Genomic DNA, 19,177 nt, shown 5'->3' on the forward strand with positions numbered 1-19,177 from the left:
TTATTAAGAGATGCCAGATAAGTGGAATCCAGAATTATACGAACGATTTGAGTCGGAAAGAAGTCGCCCGTTCTACGACTTAGTAGATATGATACATCGGCAAGAAAACTTACGAATTCTCGATTTAGGATGCGGAACTGGAAAGTTAACGAAGTATTTGCATGACACACTAGCAGCACAGGAGACTTTAGGGATAGATGCTTCTGAGAAAATGCTGCAAAAGGCTCGTCAGTTTGAAGGTAACGGACTACGCTTTGAGCAAGGAAAAATTGAGGAGAATCCAGGAGATGGGGAGTTTAATGTGATATTTTCTAATGCAGCATTGCAGTGGTTGACGGAACATGAGGCGTTATTTGAGAAATTGCGGGGTAAGTTAAAACCTGGTGGACAGCTTGCTGTACAAATACCAACGATGGATACTGAGCCAGTACATAAAATAGCAGTTGAGACTGCAAAAGAATTTAGTCAAGAATTGGGAGGATACGTGCGGCGTTTAGAGGTACTTGCTCCAGAAACATACGCCAAACTGCTTTATGAATTGGGGTTTGTGAAGCAGGAAGTAAAGCTTCAGGTGTATGGACATGTGCTGCCTTCACGAGAAGCTGTAGTAGAGTGGTATCGCGGGACACTGCTAACAGCATACGAATCGAAGTTAGATGCCCAAACCTATGAACGATTTGTAGAACGTTATCAGCAGAAACTCTTCCAGTTGCTAGAAGACGAGCGTCCGTTCTTTTTCCCCTATAAACGCATCTTAATGTGGGGAAGTATTTGAACGCTTATGTCCCCTCAAAAATGTTTAAATCTCGTTAGAAAATAGAAGCAGGGGGCAGAGGAGCAAGAAAAGAATAACAATATCCAATGACAAATGACAAATGACAAATCATTACCGATATATTATTTTTTACAAACCCTATGGCGTTCTCAGCCAATTTACAAAAGATGCTCCCACACATAGCACTCTGAAAGATTATATAGATGTACCTGATGTCTATCCTGTAGGACGCTTAGACTGGGATAGTGAAGGATTACTGCTGTTAACGAATGATGGACAATTGCAACATCGCCTTGCCCATCCGCGTTTTGGTCATAAACGTACTTACTGGGTACAGGTAGAGCGAATTCCAGATGAAGATGCGATCAAAAGGTTGCAAACAGGCGTAAAAATTCAAGATTACCGCACTCAACCAGCACAAGTTAGGCTCTTATCAAAAGAGCCAGAGCTACCTGAACGCACCCCGCCAATTAGATTTCGCAAAAATGTACCGACAGCTTGGCTGGAAATGACTTTGACAGAGGGAAAAAACCGCCAAGTTCGGCGTATGACTGCGGCTGTTGGGTTTCCAACTTTGCGACTGGTTAGGGTCAGCATAGCCCACCTACAATTAGATGACTTACAATTGGGTGAATGGCGCGACCTTACCACATCTGAACTCCAATTTATTTCTGTTTAGAGACCACAGGAAGAGGGCTAAGGAGCAAGGGTAGATCGGGGGATGAGAAGGAAAAGGGAAGAAGGAAAATAACCATGCCCAATTCCCGATTCCCAATCTTGGCGATCGCTATCTTAATTAAACACAGCTTAATATACATTGGTTTGATAGGAATACCGGAGTTTTTAAAAAAACTTCTTGCGGGCTTTTGTAGAATATGTGATACTCTACATCTATAAACAAAGCACGGTAATCTTATCAATTTACCGTGGTTTAAAAGTACAGGATTCATGCAGCTACTATGGTTCATCCCAACCCACGGCGACGGACGTTACCTTGCAACTGCTACAGGTGGAAGGGCAGTAAGCTTTCCTTATCTGCGGCAGATTGCCCAAGCGGTGGATGACCTTGGTTATACAGGGGCATTGCTGCCCACGGGACGTTCTTGCGAAGATGCTTGGATTGTAGCGTCAACGCTGCTATCGCTGACACGACAGATGCGTTTTTTGGTGGCGATTCGTCCCGGCTTGGTATCGCCTGGAGTAGCGGCGCGGATGGCGGCGACTTTCGATCGTCTCTCTGGAGGACGCTTGCTGATTAATGTCGTGACAGGAGGCGATCTCGTAGAGTTGGCGGGAGATGGCTTGCATTTGGATCACGATCGGCGCTATGAATTAACAGATGAATTTTTGACAGTATGGCGAGCGATCGCTAGTGGAGAACAAGCCAATCTTCAGGGCGATTATCTCAATATTCAAGATGGTAAGCTGCTGTTTCCAACTGTTCAAAAGCCATATCCACCGTTGTGGTTTGGTGGTTCCTCTCCTGTTGCCCAAAAAATTGCTGCCAAGCACGTAGATGTCTATCTAACTTGGGGCGAACCATCGGCGCAAGTAGCCGAAAAGATTTCATTAGTTCGCAGACTTGCAGAAATAGAAGGCCGGACTTTGCGGTTTGGGATTCGTTTACATGTGATTGTGCGCGAAACCGAGAGTGCAGCTTGGGATGCAGCCAATGATTTAATTAAATAGGGCTTGCTGAAAAAGTCATAAAAAAGCAATTCTTTTGGGTTGACTAGTTATTTAAGCAAGGTCAAAGATAAGTTTTTGTTGCCTATAGCTAGCAAAATCATAATGCTTGGTTATGTCAATCGCTAAAAAATGTCTATTTTTCCAAAATAGACATAAAAAGGCACAAAAAAACCGTGACAGGTGAGTAGAAAGATTCATGACTAAAAAAGTAATAGCAATCACAGTTAGAGTTGTATGAGGAAGTTTCGCCATTACTCTACTCAAGCTAAATCTTCTTTTAGCTTGTCCAAATTTGCCTTCAATACAATTACGAATCCTCTCATCTTGTAAAGCTTGCTTCTTTTTTTCTTTACTCACATTTTTTGGCGGTCTTCCTAAAGGAACTCCACTGATTCTAATACCTCTTTCTTTGCACCAAGATCGGTTTTCTCGCTTTGCGATAAATTTTATCAACATGAACAGATTCTGGATAATATCCAGTGTAGTTTTTAAAGGATTCTATTTGTGTTTTTAAGTCTCCTGATTCATTAAAGTTATCCCATCTAATATGGTCTAAAAATGCATATCCATCAAAGTAACTAGCAGATAGTTTAGCGCCAAATTCCACGGCTTTACCCGCTTTTCCTCGGACAATTGGACGGATATGTGGTTGGCTTAAACTTACAATACGGTCATCAATGCTCTGCTTTTTATTTTCATACAGCCATAGTTGTTGACGATATACTTCTGCGACTACCAGCAACATCTTATATTGTCTATTAGTTAAACTTTTTAGAGATGCTCCTGCTACAATTAGCTGGTCAATATAGGATAAGTTTCTTTTAATATATTGGAGTTGTTTTTTAATCGCTTTTCTCCTCTCTTTTTGAGATACACGACGTTTTTTAGCTACTTCTAAGTAGTCTTTCCTAGCTATTTCTCGGTAAGTCCTTGGTTTTTTCTCTAATATTCCCTTTATCTGTTCATAAAGCAAGTCAATTATTCTTTCTGTCTGTTTTCTCGCTTGATTTAATAGGTTTAAATCTGTTGGATAGCTGATATCACTAGGCACACAAGTCGCATCTAATATTAATTTCCCTCGATTTCTTAGCGTATTACCTTGTTCTGCTGCTTTTTCTGTCGATAGCGCAGCGTTAGCGAGTTCGCGAGCGTCTTCTGTTTTTTTTCGGTGTCAATAGAAGATGCTAACTCTAGCATCTTCTTAACCATTTCTTGATTCACATTATTGACTAGTTCTGCACTGATTCTTTCTCGAAAATGTACTAACATGGATGCGTCAAATGGAGTTTTGTTACTATAAGATGACATCCCTATAAAGTACTGTAAATAAGGATTCTCCTTGATTTGCTCTACTGTTTCCCTGTCGCTTATACCTAGTTTCTCTTTAATTATTAATGCACCTAACGCCATCCGAAATGACTTTGCTGGTGCCCCTATCTCTGCGGAGAATCCGGCAGAATATTCCGACTCAAATTCTGTCCAGGGTATTAAATCGGCCATAATTACCCAACGATTATCTGATGATAACTTTCCCTCAAATGGAAGCTCAAAACTTTCTGCTGGAATTGGAGTTGATTCTTCTTTTCAGTACATAGTTAATAATGATACACTATGCTGCGACGAACCACTGTGATGCAAGGATTTTGGGCTATTTTACCTTCTTGTCTTGCACCTGAATATACTTCTTTGGTCTGAGAATCTAGAGACTGCAACCTTTTCTTTTTTTTCAGCAAGCCCTAAATATGTCGATGACGAAGCGATCGCTAAAGCTCAAAAAGCTTATGCCCGGATGGATTCAGTTGGACAACAACGGATGACTCAATTACACCACGGTAATCGTGAGGCTTTAGAGATTAGCCCGAATCTCTGGGCAGGAGTTGGTTTGGTGCGGGGTGGTGCAGGAACAGCCTTAGTAGGCGATCCCCAAACCGTAGCGGCCAGAATGTTGGAATATGCAGATTTAGGTATTGAGTCCTTTATCCTCTCTGGCTATCCTCACTTAGAGGAAGCTTATCGAGTCGCAGAACTTCTATTTCCCCATTTGCCCTTAGAAAATCTGCCCACAGTGGAGAAGCAAGATGTCTTGAGTCCATTTGGCGAGATTGTGGCAAATGAAGATTTCCCTAAGCAACAGCATCAGGAAAGAGCAACGTCCATATCCTAGTAATTAAGAACTAGGAGATTAACAGCCATGCTGCACCAACAAATTGACCAAAGAATCTCAGAAAAACAAGCGTGGGCATTGCGTCGTCAGTTGGGGATACCTAACAATAAACGCTTGTGGGTGTTGGCGTGCATGGATGAGCGATTACCGATAGAAAAAGCATTGGGAATTGGTGAAGGAGATGCTCATATTTTCCGTAATGCTGGGGGGTTAGTTACGGATGATGCAATTCGGTCAGCGATTGTTAACTACACAGTTTTTTGGCACAAAAGAAATCATCGTCATTAATCATACCGAATGTGGCATGATGACAGCATCAGGAGACTTTCTCAGTGAGGTATTGCGAAATCAAGGTATTGATGTGGATCGAGTTAGTGTAGATCCTGCTTTGCCAGAGTTGAAGCTACCAAAAGGCATTTTTTCCAAATGGATCAAAACGTTTACTGATGTGGATGAAATCTGCACACAGCAGGTGGAATTGCTGCGTAATTCTGCTTTAATTCCCCAAGATATAGTTATTCATGGCTACATCTGGGAAGTAGAAAGTATGAGTTTGCGCCGTCCTTACAAACGTCTGAGTGAGAAGGTCAACACAGCATCAGCTATGAAGGCTAAAACTGCAAAACATACTGAACCCATTTTATAAATTGGGAGTTTAATTGAATGACAAATATTTTAGCGATCGCAGGTAGTCCAACCCATCCATCTAGAACTTATGGTTTGGTCGAATACACCGCCAAGCTTTTACAACAAGAAGGCTTGCATATAGACATTATTTCAGTTCGGGATTTACCTGCTGAAGATTTAGTTTTTGGAAGATACGACAGCCCTGCTTTAGAACAGCCAAAGGCTTTATTAGCAAAGGCAGATGGTGTAATTATTGCCACGCCCATTTACAAAGCTGCTTACACAGGAGTGCTGAAAACATTTCTAGATTTGCTGCCACAAAAATCATTGACAGGTAAACCCGTATTACCAATTGCCCTTGGTGGAACGATCGCTCATTTATTGGCAATTGAATATGCTCTGAAACCTGTATTATCTGAATTAGGAGCGCGGCATATCCTAGCTACAGTTTATGCGGTAGACAAACAAATTCAACGGCAAGCTGATAACAGCGTTCTGCTAGATCAGGAAATTGAGCAAAGGCTCACAGATGTACTCAAAGAATTTGTAAAAGCTGTAGCTTATGATGCCGCAGCGCCTCAAGAATTGGTTCATGCCAATTAAATAATCAAGTTTATACCTCCGTTTACTCGTAGCGGATGGGTAATTTCTCCCCATCTGCTACCTTTTTTAAAAGTTAATCAAATTAGCATGAAATTTCATTAAGATAACAACCGGACTGTCTCACCACTTTGCGTCTAAGTTTAAAAAATAATTTTTACAACTAATTTAGGATTGCTATATATATCAAAATTGTCTCCTAACTCTACGCGTAGTAGATTAGTTAATTTAACTGATCTACTACTTTTTCTTTTGAGATTTTAAAATTGCCATCAGGATATAAGAAAGTTTCCCAAAAGTATAGGTTGGATAAGGTATTAGCCTTATCCAACCAAAGCGCGATCACTTTGGGAGCATCCACTTTTGGAAGAAACATAATTTTGGTACTCCAAAAACCCTACTATATAGTTCATCTAAAAAAGTAGATCCGCCGAAAGTGGATGCTCCCATCATTTTTAATGCAAGAGCATCATAACTTTATTTAAAGTTATTTCGATAAACCTCTCCCTGCCTTGAACTTTAGTTCAAGCCTAGTTTTATTGCATCAATGAGAAAAAGGCAAACTTAACCATTAAGTAGAGTGCGAATAACTTATGTATTTAGATAAACTTAATGGTTAAGGAAAATTACTTTAATTTTTTATAAAAATACTCTTACTCTTTTAATGAAAATGCAAGGACAGTTAAGACTATTTAGACAATTAAGTAAACATTTAATAAAGTTTTAATATTTTATTAGGTTGGTAATATCGGTAGATCATTCGTTATGAGCGTTGTTTATCGCAAATAAGTAGCGTCGTGTTGGCGCAGTCCAACCTAGGCATCTACAGCCACCGTATATTAATGGCAATACGCTTTTTTGGTCAGGTTAGCCAGTAAATTAGATGTAGAGCGTAAAAAAATAAACTCAATGAAAGCGATATCTAACGACAAGCCGCAAGGCGTGTGCGCTACTGATTTTGCATCTGTTCTTGGCGAAGAAAATGCTGTTTGCCTTTGGGAAAATATCGAAATAGGCCAGCAAAAACGTATCCAACAGGCTGTAACTTCTGGAAAACCTCCCACTTGTATCGTCTATCCTCGCACCCAACAACAACTAGCCGCAGTCATCGCCAAAGCTTACAGTCACAACTGGCGCGTCCTCCCCTGTGGTAGTGGCAGTAAACTTAGCTGGGGTGGTTTAGCTAAGGGCGTTGATGTCGTAGTTGGTACAGAACGCATCAATCAACTGATAGAACATGCTGTTGGAGATTTGACTGTCACAGTAGAAGCTGGAATGAAGTTCTCCGATTTGCAGGCACTTTTAGCAAAATCGCGGCAATTTCTCGCCCTTGACCCCACAGCACCGCAGTCAGCAACTATTGGCGGTATTGTTGCCACAGGTGATACAGGTTCTCTGCGGCAGCGTTATGGTAGTGTGCGCGACCAGTTACTAGGTGTTACCTTTGTCCGTGCTGATGGAGAAATCGCAAAAGCTGGGGGAAGAGTAGTTAAAAATGTTGCTGGATATGACTTGATGAAGTTGCTTACTGGGTCTTACGGCACGTTAGGCTTTATTAGTCAACTAACTTTTCGGGTGTATCCGCTATCAGAGGCATCGGGGACGGTGGTACTAACTGGTAGTGCCGAGGCTGTATCCCAAGCAGCTGATATCCTTCGAGGTTCGGCATTAACACCAGTTCAGGCTGATTTGCTATCAACTAAATTGGTGTCTAGCTTAGGTTTGGGTGAAGGACTAGGATTAATTGCCCGTTTTCAAAGTATTAGTGAGAGTGTTAAAGAACAGTCAAACCGAGTTTTAGAAGTAGGTCAAAAGTTAGGTTTAGATGGGGCAATTTTTGCTGATGCTGATGAGGCTAGTCTATGGCAGAGATTGCAAGAACGAATACATAGTACTGCCACAGAATCTGTAATTACCTGCAAAATAGGAGTGTTACCTACTGCTGCTGTAGATATTTTGACTCAGGTGGGGTTGGGTTTAATTCATATAAGTAGTGGTTTAGGTTTGTTACAATTAGAGGATAAAAATCAAGTTTTAAAAGTGCGCGAGCAGCTACGCTCCGCCGGAAGCGATGGCACTCAAGCAAATAGTGGTTTTTTAACAATTTTGGAAGCACCAATGGCGGTTAAAGAACAAGTAGATGTTTGGGGTTATAATGGCAATGCTTTGCCGTTGATGCGCCGTATTAAGGAACAGTTTGATAGTAAGAATATTTTAAGTCCTGGTCGGTTTGTGGGTGGTATTTAGTTTGAAGAAAACGAACCGCAGAGACGCTGAGGGCGCTGAGATAAAGAGGGGAAATAATAATTATGCAAGTTTCAGAAAATGCTGTTAATAATACGGCTAGTTTAAAGAATTTGAAGGGGTTTGATGTTAATCATCCACCTGACCCAAAGTTGATTGATAGCTGTGTACATTGTGGGTTTTGTCTATCGACTTGTCCCAGTTATCGGGTGCTTGGTAAGGAGATGGATTCTCCTAGAGGACGCATATATTTAATGGATGCAATTAATGAGGGTGAGATTGCTCTCAATACGGCAACGGTAGAACATTTTGATTCTTGTTTGGGATGCCTTGCTTGTGTGAGTACTTGTCCTTCTGGGGTGCAGTATGACAAATTGATTTCTGCAACTCGTCACCAAGTTGAACGGAATTATCCCCGCAGTTTGCCAGATCAATTTTTTCGTCAACTGATATTTTCTCTTTTTCCCTATCCCAATCTTTTAAGGATTTTATTAGTTCCGTTGTTGGTTTATCAAAAATTGGGGTTTACTAAATTCTTTCGGGCTACAGGTTTACTCAATAAAATATCCCCTCGTTTGGCAGCAATGGAATCAATTCTGCCAGAAATTACTCTCAAATCTTTTCAAGATAAATTGCCTAGTGTGATTCCTGCTAAAGGTGAGAAGCGCTATCGAGTCGGAGTAATTTTGGGATGCGTGCAACGGCTGTTTTTCTCTCCAGTGAATGAAGCAACGGTGAGGGTTTTAACAGCGAATGGTTGTGAAGTTGTGATTCCCAAATCTCAAGGTTGTTGTGCGGCGCTTCCCGAACACCAAGGACAAACAGAACAGGCGAAAGCTTTAGCAAGGCAGATGATTGATAGTTTTGCTAACACTAATGTCGATTTTGTGATTATCAATGCTGCTGGTTGTGGTCATACTTTAAAAGAATACGGTCACATTTTAGAAGATGACCTTGAATATCGGGAAAAGGCGAAGGATTTTGCAGCTAAAGTTAAAGATGCTCAAGAGTTTTTGGCAACTGTTGGTATAACAGCGAAACTGTCGCCACTCACTGATAAACCGTTGAATTTAGTTTATCAAGATGCCTGTCATTTATTGCATGGTCAAAAGATTAGCGTGCAACCGCGTCAGGTATTGCGACAAATTCCAGAGGTGAAGTTGAGAGAACCAGTAGATGCGGCTTTATGTTGTGGCAGTGCTGGAGTTTATAATATGCTGCAACCGGAAGTTGCTGAAGAATTGGGCCAGCAAAAAGTACAGAATTTGTTGAATACTGGTGCTGAGTTAATTGCTTCTGCTAATCCGGGGTGTACTTTGCAAATTACGAAGCATTTGCAGTTACAAGGTAAGAATATTTCAGTTATTCACCCGATGGAGTTGTTAGATTATTCAATTCGGGGTGAAAAGTTGAAATTATAGACGTTTGCTAGCTGCGTTGTGCATTTACTTTTGACTTTGACAACAGAGTTTTAGCCTTAACTGAACCTGTCCACACAAAAGACCTCTTCCTGGTTTTACTACGCAAAACCTGTCCCTCTCCGACTCGGAAAGGGACAGACTTGAACGCAAGTTCAAGGCAGGGAGAGGTCTGTCGAACTCACGTTTTTTATGGAAGTTCTTAATCAGTCGCTTTGAAGAAGTTTTTTCCGAAATCGCCGCTTTATCATCTGTATAATTACTGAAATGGGCAAGAGTGTCAGGCTAATTTCGGGTGATTTGTGATGAAACTAGATTTAGTCAGGTTTTTTCAAGCTTGCAACCCCAGTAAAACTCTGGTTGTGAGCAAGCCGGAGGATAGACAATATTATATTGATTTCTCTAAAGTTCGTGGTGCCAAGATTATTGAAGAACTTGGGCGAACTATCACCCGCCTTTCACCTGAACAACCTACTTGTCAATTATTTACCGGACATATCGGTTGTGGCAAATCCACTGAGTTACTGCGGCTAAAGGCAGAGTTAGAGCAGCAGGGATTTCATGTGGTTTATTTCGAGTCTAGCCAAAGCCTCGATATGGCTGATATTGATGTTACAGATATTTTACTGGCAGTAGCTCGTGAGGTGAGTCAAAGCCTGGAAGCAATAAAAATTAATCTCAAACCAGGATACTTTAAAAATCTATTTACGGAAATTTCTGAGTTTTTGCAAACGCCTCTAGATATTGGGGTAGAGGCTGAATTATCTGTAGGTATTGCTAAGATTACTGCCAAAACTAAAGATAGTCCCAAACTTCGCGGCCAGTTACGGCAATATTTAGAACCGCGCACCAACGGCATTTTAGAATCAATTAACAAAGAATTGCTCAAGCCTGCTAGAGAAAAACTCAAGCAGGAAGGTAAAAAAGGACTGGTGGTAATTATAGATAATCTCGACAGAGTGGATAATTCTTTGAAGCCTTCGGGTTATTACCAGCCAGAATATCTCTTTGTGGAACGGGGTGAACAGTTAAACCAGCTAAATTGTCATGTTGTTTATACCATTCCCTTAGTGTTGATTTTTTCCAACGCTTTAGGAAGGTTAATAAATCGTTTTGGCATAGACCCCAAGGTTTTGCCGATGGTTCCTGTGCAAGTACAAGATGGTTCGCAATTTTTACAAGGAATCACGCTGCTGCAACAGATGGTTATGGCGAGGGCTTTTCCTGGTGTCAGTTGGGAACAAAGCCGGCATTTAATTACCGAGGTTTTTGATAGTCTTGATACTTTAGAGCGACTTTGCCGAGTTAGCGGCGGTCATTTGCGTAATTTGCTGATGTTATTGTTTCGCTGTCTTCAGCAAGAAGACCCACCTTTGTCGCGGGAGTGTGTGGATAGAGTGATTAAACAACGCCGCAATGAGCTAACTTTGGCAATTACGCCCGATGAATGGGAATTACTGCATGAGGTAGCGCAAGAGAAAAATTTAAGAGGTCATGAAAGATACGACCTTTTGCTCCGTAGTATGTTTGTATTTGAATACCGGGATGAGGATGGTTCTTGGTTTGATATCAATCCGATTTTGGCTGAAGCCAAGGAATTTAGGTTATGAATCAATACGCTTGGGTTAAGGAGAATTCTAGTAATAAAATTACCATAGCCGTTGGTTTCGACTTCTCTGCGAGACGCTACGCGTAGCTTGCTTCCCCGGAGGGGTACGCTCAATCAACTGAGTGGTCGAGAGTTGAGCGAAGTCGAAACTCATCAACCTGGGTATATTCTTTGTCAAAAATCACCTTAACATAGCTTGAAATGGTTGTGCCGACTTACTTATCAGGTATTTTGTGAAATGCTATAACGTTAAGCATCTCAGTCGTGACGGGAGCGGTTCCAGGGTTAACGGGAGTGGTTCCAGGGTTAACGGGAACGGTTCCAGGGTTGACGGGAACGGTTCCAGGGTTGACGGGAACCGTTCCAGGGTTGACGGGAACCGTTCCAGGGTTAACGGGAGTGGTTCTGGGGTTAACGGGAGTGGTTCTGGGGTTAACGGGAGTGGTTCCAATACGGTTCGATTAGTGATATTTTGCCCTGGAGATCCCCCCAACCCCCCTTAAAAAGGGGGGCTTATAATCCTCTTTTACCCCCTTTTTAAGGGGGTCGCCGCAGGCGGGAGGATCTTAACCGAACCGTATTGGGAGCGGTTCCAGGGTTAACGGGAGCGGTATTACACCAATTCTCTGTGAATTAGCTACTTATTTATATTATGAGTAATCAGCAAGAGCCAGAAAATTTACCCTTTGACAATGAGCATTCATTGCAAACTTTAGTGCGGACAATTAGGCTTTCTCAGGGAGAATTTTCGCTGATTTTGCTGCGTTGTAATTATGCTGCTTTACGTAAGCGGATGGTAGAACGTCTGCGCCAATTATCTCCTGTACGCATTCATGAAATTACTTTACCTGCATCAGTTAAAACGCTTTACACAAATATTCGTGAACAATTGGGCGATGAACAGCCACCAGCATTAATGATTTTTGGTTTGGAGTCTGTTAAAGATATTGATACAGTTCTGACTTCAGCTAACCAAGTACGGGAAGAGTTTAAAAAGAACTTCTCGTTTCCGATCTTGTTATGGGTTAATGATTCAGTTCTGCAAAAATTTATTCGATTAGCAACTGATTTGGAGAATTGGGCAACTATCATTGAGTTTGAAAACCCTACCGATGAGTTAGTAAATTTTCTTCAGCAAAAAAGTGATGAAATATTTGCTGATGAGGTAACGCCTAATCCCCAAATGTGCCGAGAACTAAAAACCGCCCGTCAGGATTTGCAAAATCGAGGAGAAGTATTAGAACCAGCACTTCAAGCAAGTTTAGAGTTTGTGCTTGGTTTAAATAATTATCTACATGACCAGATAGATGATGCTTTCGCAGATTATCAACACAGTTTGGGGTTTTGGCAAGAAAGTAACTATTTAGAACGACAAGGTATATTACTCGTTAATATTGCTTTGGCGTATAATCGCCGAGCTGAAAAAAATCAGACAGAAAATCAACGCTATTGGCAAGAGTCTAAAAATTACCTTCAGCAAGCTATTGGAATTTTTGAACAAGCACAACGTTCAGATTTAGTTGCAAAATATATTACTAAACTGGGTGAAGTTCTGCGACATCTGCAAGCATGGATAGAGTTGCAAAGCCTTGTTGAAAAATCTCTGCCGCTACATCAGAATTATGGCACATCGTTGCAATTGGCTAAAGATTATGGTTTTTTGGCAGAGGTAGCTTTAGAGCAATCACGCTGGGATGAAGCTAATCAACTCGCGAAGCAAACATTACAAATATTAGCTGATATACCTAATATTAAATCAGACGAATTTGGGCTGTATCGGTTTATTTTAGCCAAGTCGCAACAGGCTTTAGGTCAAGTTAAAGCAGCAATTAATAATTTAGAAGCTGCAAAAAAGGAAAGTAATCATCAGTACAACCCGCATTTATATATATCTATATTAGAGAGGCTACGCTCACTCTACTTTGGGGAGGGTGAATATCTAAAAGCTTTTTATATTAAGCAAGAGCAATTACAAATTGAACAACAGTATGGTTTTCGCGCCTTTGTTGGTGCATCTTATCTTAATCCGCAACGACAGGCAATTAATTCTGCACAGTCGCAAGTGGAAAACCCGGAAACAATTGCTCAAGAAATTGCCGCTTCTGGGCGGGGACAAGATGTGAAGCGGTTGCGAGAAAGAATTGGCGGGACTGAGCATAAATTGACTGTAATTCATGGTCAATCAGGAGTGGGTAAAAGTTCAATTTTGCAGGGTGGGTTAATTCCGGCGCTGCAACAGCAAGCAATTGGTGAGCGAGATGCTTTACCTATTTTGTTGCGAGTTTATACAGATTGGGTGGGAATGTTGGGGCAGAGTTTGGCTAAGGCTTTTGAGGAAGTCAGAGGTAATGAATTATCTGCTAATTTTGATTCTTCAGCAGCTATTTTAGAACAATTACGGAGAAATGCTGACCGGAATTTGTTGACGGTTTTAATGTTTGACCAGTTTGAGGAGTTTTTCTTTGTTTATCCCAACCAAAGTCAACGACGAGCATTTTATGAGTTTTTGCGAGTTTGTCTTGATATTCCCTTTGTGAAAGTCATTCTGTCTTTGCGGGAAGATTATTTACATTATTTATTAGAGTTAGACCGTTTATTTAATTTAACTGCAATTAATAATAATATTCTTGATAAAAATATTCGCTATTATTTGGGTAACTTTTCGTCCGCAGATGCTAAAGCAGTTGTGCAGAGTTTAACAGAACGCTCTCACTTTTATTTAGAACCTGCATTAATTGATGAATTAGTGCGGGATTTAGCAGGCGAGTTGGGGGAAGTACGCCCGATTGAGTTACAAATTGTGGGCAAGCAACTGCAAACTGAGAAAATTACAACTTTAGAAAAGTATCGTCAGTTTGGTACTAAAGAAAAACTGGTTGAACGATTTCTAGAAGAAGTTATTCAAGATTGTGGTTTAGAGAATGAACAGGTTGCACAACTAGTTTTATATTTACTCACAGATGAAAATGGTACTCGTCCACTGAAGACTCGCGCTGAGTTAGCCGCAGATTTGGCAGCAGAAACCGAGAAACTGGATTTAGTATTAGAAATATTTGTCAAATCTAGGTTAGTGTTGCTATTACCCGAATCACCTGCTGACCGTTATCAACTGGTGCATGATTATTTAGTATCTCTTATTCGCCAGCATCAAGGAGATAAATTAATTACAGAGCTTGAAAAGGAAAAAACACGACGTAAGGTGAGTGAAGACAGATTAACTCGTGTAGTAAATGCAAATAACATATTGACAACAGCCCAACAGCAAGCAAAGCGGGAACCTCTAGAGCAAAAAATTAAGATTGGTTGGGTAATATTAATGATCTTGATTAAAGCTATTAGCATTGCAGGCTGTGTTTCTATTGTGCGTCTTTATGGCTTGCTGCAACCCTTAGAGTTAGCAGCTTACGATCAGATGATGCGATCACGCCCTGATGAGGGAGCCGATCCACGCCTGTTGGTAATAACAATTGACGATGACGATCTGGCAATTCAAAGATAAAATGGTGAGTCTTTGATCGGAGCTTCTATTTCTGAGAAATCTTTAGATAAACTCCTGGTAAAACTAAACCAGCAAAAACCTCGTGCGATCGGCTTGGATATTTATCGTGATTTTCCGGCTGAAGATAAAAATTTAATTAGTCGTCTCAAACAGACTCAAAAGTTGATTGGAATATGCAAGGGGAGTGATACAACAAATATCCAAGGCATTAAACCACCGCCAGAAATCCCCATAGTCAACCTGGGATTCAATGACTTTGTTCGCGATCGTGATGCGGTTATACGTCGGTATCTTCTGTTTATGAACCCAGAAGTTACATCGTTATGTCCTGCTTCCTATGCGTTTAGTCTACAACTGACTTTCCTCTATCTCCAATCCTTTGAAATTCGACCCCAATTCACTCGTGCAGGGAATTTTCAGCTAGGCAATACTGTTTTTGAAAACTTTTCTCCCCGTAGTAGCTATAATATCGATCCCAATGGCGGTCAAATCTTACTTAACTATCGTTCATCAAAGTACATAGCCGAACAGGTAACGCTAACCCAATTTTTATCTAGTCCAGTAAACTCCAGTCCTGCCAAAGACCGGATTGTTCTAATTGGTTCGGTGGCAAAGGGGGATTTTCCAGATACCTGGGCTACGCCCTATGGATCTCCCTTGAACGAGCAAATGCCAGGAGTATTAGTACAAGCGCAAATGGTTAGCCAAATACTCAGTACAGTGTTAGATAACCGACCTTTAATCAAAATCTTGCCTGAACTAATGGAATGGTTGTGGATCTTTGGCTGGTCAACGGTAGGAGCTAGTATTAGCTTAGGGTTATGGAGATTGCGTTTTACACAACTATCAACTCCCAGTATTTTAATAACAATGACTTGCCTTGCTGGTATCTGTTATTTGGCTCTTATGCTAGGTTGGTGGTTACCTCTAATTCCTGCAATGGTAACGCTACTAAGCTCTATGATTCCTATGCCAGTAGTACCTAGCTATCCTTTAGATCAACTCGACTTTCAGCGTACTTTAGAGTTAATAATAGAAGCTTATGATGGAAATTTAGCTGATGCTCGCGTAGCTGTTGGATATCTTATCAACTCCAGTCCCAGGAAAAGACCTGCTATTCAAGGATTAATTAGTGTTGCGATGGATGCGCTTAATTCTTGTCAGACAATTGAAGGCATAGCTACCGTTGCCAATCAGTTAGCCTGGATTCCCTCACCATTACCAAAGGCTATTAACTCTGTACTTCCCCTATTTTTGCAAATTAGCCAAGGAGTACGAACTGCTTTGGATGTTACGCCAGTAGTCCGTCAGCGCGAATTGCTTAACGAGTCGATAAATGCCTTGCGCTTTTTGTCAGCAAGTTTAGCTTCAGAAAGCTTTAGCCGTGAAGCTGCGACTTTCAGAAGTATTGCGTTAGACTGGATAATAATTCTAATATATTCAGACTAAGCAATTAATATATAACATATAACACTTTTTTATACACTTCACTGTGCTATGTCAGGCTGCATGATTATCTGAAAAATAACTCGAAAGTGAGTCAGAGCGATCGCAATCTCTGCGACGATATCAAGTAAAAGCCAATCTCTTCTCTAACCTCCTTCTCCTCTGTTGGGACGATGAAGTAAATTATTTGCCATGCCATCATCAATGAAACAAAACGTCAGTTGAGGTTTTTCATGGCATTAGAAGGAGTGATTTTAGATGTTGATGGCACACTGGTATTAAGTAATGATGTTCATGCAAATTCTTGGGTAGAGGCATTTGCAGCTTATGGGTTAGAAGTGCCATTTGAAAAAGTCAGACCACTTATAGGTATGGGTGGAGATCAACTTATTCCCAAAGTAACGCCAGGATTAAATAATGAAGAAGGAACTGGCAAAGCGATCGCCGAGCGACGCAAAGAACTTATATTGAACAAATATACACGGCAAATTACTGCTGCCAATGGTAGCAGAGACTTAATATTAAAGATGCAAAAATCGGGATTGCATCTTGTTGTTGCTAGTTCAGCAAGTTCTCAAGAACTAGATATATTACTTAAAATTGCCCAAGTAGATGATTTAATATCGGAAGTAACTACATCCGATGATGCGGAAGCATCTAAACCTGCTCCTGACATTGTACAAGCCGCCTTGAAAAAAGGAAAAATGGCACCCGATCGAGTAGTGATGCTAGGAGATTCTCCCTATGATATTGAGTCTGCCGGTAAAGCAGGGGTAGGCGTGATTGCTTTGCGTTGCGGTGGCTTTAGTGATGAACAACTGTCTCAAGCGCTGGCAATTTATAACGATCCAGAAGATTTGCTACAGCACTATGACTCTTCTATCCTGGGCACAAATGCTTAAATAATCACATCGACTCTGCGGGTAGTAAGGGAGACGGCAGCCACTCTAACAAATATTCCCAGTCTGAGACTGGGAATAAGGTAAATTATCAAAGGTTTGTCTACTCAGTCTTCTAATTTATTTGGTGTTCTCTGTATTAACCACCAGCAACAGCAGGGACAATACTTACTTCATCGCCATCTTTCAGGGTTGTGTTGATACCATCTAAATAGCGGATATCTTCGCTATCGACGTAAAAATTTACAAACCGACGTAGCTTTCCTTCGTCATCGCACAACCGGGATTTAATACCAGGAAAGCTTTGTTCTAAGGAATCCAACAATTCAGCAATGGTGCTACCGTTAGATTCTAGAGTAGCTTGATTATTAGTCAAATTTTGAAGAGTCGTAGGAACTAAAACTGTTACAGCCATAAAAATTCAGAGTGAAGAGTTAGGAATACAGTTAAGAGTTAAGAGTCATGAGTAAAAAACTCATAACTCATAGCTTTTAACTAAACGAGGACTTGTTGCCATTCCAAGCGATCGAGAGTACGCGATCGCTCTAGGGCGCGTTCAAAACTATCCAGTTTAGCATCAATAGTCAAGGGTTCACCAACATAGCCTTGGATTGCTTCTTGGGTTTTCAAACCATTGCCGGTGATGTAAATCACGGTAGTTTCATCTGGATCGATTTTGCCAGCTTCTACCAGTTTTTTCAGCACGGCCACGGTTGTACCACCAGCCGTTTCTGTGAAGATGCCTTCGGTTTCTGCCAGCAACTTGATGCCATCAATAATTTCTGCATCATTGACTGATTCAATGTTACCACCAGTTTTCTGAGCTAACTCCACAGCATAAATACCGTCTGCTGGATTACCGATCGCTAGCGATTTCGCAATTGTATTTGGTTTAACTGGTTTAATAAAGTCGCGTCCTTCTTTGAAAGCTTGGGCAATGGGCGAACAACCTTCTGCTTGAGCACCACTGAAACGGACTTTCTTGTCTTCTACTAAACCAACTTCTATAAATTCTTGGAAACCCTTATAAATTTTTGTAAACAGCGAACCAGATGCCAAAGGAGCAACAACATGATCGGGTAGTTCCCAGCCTAGTTGTTCAGCAACTTCAAAACCTAGCGTCTTGGAACCTTCAGAGTAATAAGGGCGCAGATTAATATTGACAAAACCCCAGCCATGTGTATTGGCAACTTCCGAACAGAGACGGTTTACTTGATCGTAGTTACCCTTGACCGCCATCAGCGTTGGGCTGTAGATCAGGCTACCGATAATTTTACCGGCTTCTAAATCTGCGGGGATGAACACACAGCAGTCTAAACCGGCATGAGCTGCGATCGCAGCTGTAGAATTTGCCAAGTTACCGGTACTAGCGCAAGAAACAGTAGTAAAACCCAACTCCCGCGCCCTAGACAGAGCAACTGATACTACCCGATCCTTAAAGCTAAGGGTGGGCATATTAACCGCATCATTTTTTATATAAAGCTTATTTAGACCCAGGCGACGGGCAAGACGGTGAGAACGAACCAAGGGAGTCATCCCCGTTCCCACATCTATAACATTGTCAGTTGCGACAGGCAAAAAGGGACGGTAGCGCCAAATTGAATTGGGCCCAGCTTGAATTGTTTCACGAGTGACAGTCAGACGGAGAGCGCTGTAGTCATACTTGACTTCTAACGGCCCAAAACATAACTCACAAACATTACTGGCTTTGAGTTCATATTCGGCACCACATTCTTTACACTTTAAGGCTTGAAAGTAGGCAGTGCTGGTTTGGGTTTGAGTTTGGGTTTTGATGGCCTGAGTCATAAACTAGCTTTCCCTGTTTGTCTGTCGGCTGTCGCCTGATAGTAACACGAGCAAAAATACCAGTCAAACATACCCGACTAAAAATGTCGGGTATTCTTAGTATTGGAAAAACTGATTTTTGTAAAATTTTTATGACCGTAATCGTAGTATCAAGTATTTACACTTACATTTATTTGTTTCAAAATTAGATAAAAACTTCAGTTATTCAGTTTTAACACTGAGTATTCATATAATTAAATTGCATATTATCCATGAGTTATTTGCATTTTGCTCAATTAGCATCACTTTATTTAGTGATCCAGATCACTGAGGTGATTTTTTATTTCTTTATACCAATTACTCCACATGGTACTATGCATACATGGCAGCAAATATTCAAAAGTGCTTTTATATATAGATTG

12 protein-coding genes and 4 pseudogenes are annotated in these 19,177 nt (G+C 41.0%); 13 read left to right on the forward strand and 3 right to left on the reverse strand.

What is annotated here, in order from left to right; all coding sequences use genetic code 11:
- Positions 1–10 precede the first annotated feature (10 nt).
- From NPUN_RS03835 to NPUN_RS03845, 3 genes and pseudogenes are all read left to right on the forward strand, one after another.
- A complete protein-coding gene (locus NPUN_RS03835; RefSeq protein ID WP_012407530.1) occupies positions 11–775 on the forward strand; it encodes a methyltransferase domain-containing protein in 765 nt (254 codons plus the stop codon).
- A gap of 100 nt (positions 776–875) precedes the next feature.
- Positions 876–1,454 carry an rRNA large subunit pseudouridine synthase E gene (locus NPUN_RS03840; protein WP_012407531.1) on the forward strand — a complete coding sequence of 193 codons (579 nt, stop codon included), beginning with the start codon at positions 876–878 and terminating at the stop codon, positions 1,452–1,454.
- Positions 1,455–1,723: 269 nt separating this feature from the next.
- Positions 1,724–2,461 (forward strand): annotated as a pseudogene (locus tag NPUN_RS03845) (LLM class flavin-dependent oxidoreductase); the annotation flags it as partial.
- A 54-nt stretch (positions 2,462–2,515) separates the two neighbouring features.
- Here NPUN_RS03845 and NPUN_RS38550 read toward each other — a convergent pair.
- A pseudogene (locus tag NPUN_RS38550) lies at positions 2,516–4,030 on the reverse strand (IS5 family transposase).
- 172 nt (positions 4,031–4,202) lie between these two features.
- Here NPUN_RS38550 and NPUN_RS03855 point away from each other — a divergent pair.
- The 10 genes and pseudogenes from NPUN_RS03855 to NPUN_RS03895 form a co-directional block, all read left to right on the forward strand.
- A pseudogene (locus NPUN_RS03855) lies at positions 4,203–4,628 on the forward strand (LLM class flavin-dependent oxidoreductase); the annotation flags it as partial.
- Positions 4,629–4,655: 27 nt separating this feature from the next.
- A complete protein-coding gene (locus tag NPUN_RS42675) occupies positions 4,656–4,916 on the forward strand; it encodes a carbonic anhydrase (protein ID WP_202947530.1) in 261 nt (86 codons plus the stop codon).
- Positions 4,849–5,274, forward strand: coding sequence for a carbonic anhydrase (locus tag NPUN_RS03860; RefSeq protein WP_012407532.1), 426 nt, complete (start codon positions 4,849–4,851; stop codon positions 5,272–5,274). The genes NPUN_RS42675 and NPUN_RS03860 overlap by 68 nt, the downstream gene beginning before the upstream one ends.
- Before the next feature lie 17 nt (positions 5,275–5,291).
- A complete protein-coding gene (ssuE, locus tag NPUN_RS03865; RefSeq protein WP_012407533.1) occupies positions 5,292–5,858 on the forward strand; it encodes an NADPH-dependent FMN reductase in 567 nt (188 codons plus the stop codon).
- A 906-nt stretch (positions 5,859–6,764) separates the two neighbouring features.
- A complete protein-coding gene (locus NPUN_RS03870; RefSeq protein WP_012407534.1) occupies positions 6,765–8,102 on the forward strand; it encodes an FAD-binding oxidoreductase in 1,338 nt (445 codons plus the stop codon).
- A 62-nt stretch (positions 8,103–8,164) separates the two neighbouring features.
- Complete coding sequence (locus NPUN_RS03875; RefSeq protein WP_012407535.1) at positions 8,165–9,520, forward strand: (Fe-S)-binding protein; 1,356 nt, start codon at positions 8,165–8,167, stop codon at positions 9,518–9,520.
- A 302-nt stretch (positions 9,521–9,822) separates the two neighbouring features.
- Positions 9,823–11,127 (forward strand): P-loop NTPase fold protein, encoded by a 1,305-nt coding sequence (locus NPUN_RS03880; RefSeq protein ID WP_012407536.1) that lies wholly within the window; start codon positions 9,823–9,825, stop codon positions 11,125–11,127.
- A gap of 263 nt (positions 11,128–11,390) precedes the next feature.
- Positions 11,391–11,591 carry a hypothetical protein gene (locus tag NPUN_RS41535; RefSeq protein WP_167315569.1) on the forward strand — a complete coding sequence of 67 codons (201 nt, stop codon included), beginning with the start codon at positions 11,391–11,393 and terminating at the stop codon, positions 11,589–11,591.
- A 718-nt stretch (positions 11,592–12,309) separates the two neighbouring features.
- Positions 12,310–16,074: pseudogene (locus NPUN_RS44430) on the forward strand (CHASE2 domain-containing protein).
- 230 nt (positions 16,075–16,304) lie between these two features.
- Positions 16,305–16,973 carry an HAD family hydrolase gene (locus NPUN_RS03895; protein ID WP_012407539.1) on the forward strand — a complete coding sequence of 223 codons (669 nt, stop codon included), beginning with the start codon at positions 16,305–16,307 and terminating at the stop codon, positions 16,971–16,973.
- Positions 16,974–17,109: 136 nt separating this feature from the next.
- Here NPUN_RS03895 and NPUN_RS03900 read toward each other — a convergent pair whose 3' ends face one another.
- Together NPUN_RS03900 and thrC are read right to left on the reverse strand one after the other, a co-directional pair.
- The gene (locus tag NPUN_RS03900) at positions 17,110–17,385 is read right to left on the reverse strand and encodes a ubiquitin-like small modifier protein 1 (protein ID WP_012407540.1); all 276 of its coding nucleotides are present in this window, start codon (positions 17,383–17,385) and stop codon (positions 17,110–17,112) included.
- An 80-nt stretch (positions 17,386–17,465) separates the two neighbouring features.
- On the reverse strand, positions 17,466–18,776 hold the full coding sequence (thrC, locus tag NPUN_RS03905) for a threonine synthase (protein WP_012407541.1): 1,311 nt from the start codon (positions 18,774–18,776) through the stop codon (positions 17,466–17,468).
- Between the last annotated feature and the right edge of the window lie 401 nt (positions 18,777–19,177).

This window comes from Nostoc punctiforme PCC 73102 (assembly GCF_000020025.1).
Taxonomy (GTDB): Bacteria; Cyanobacteriota; Cyanobacteriia; order Cyanobacteriales; family Nostocaceae; genus Nostoc; species Nostoc punctiforme.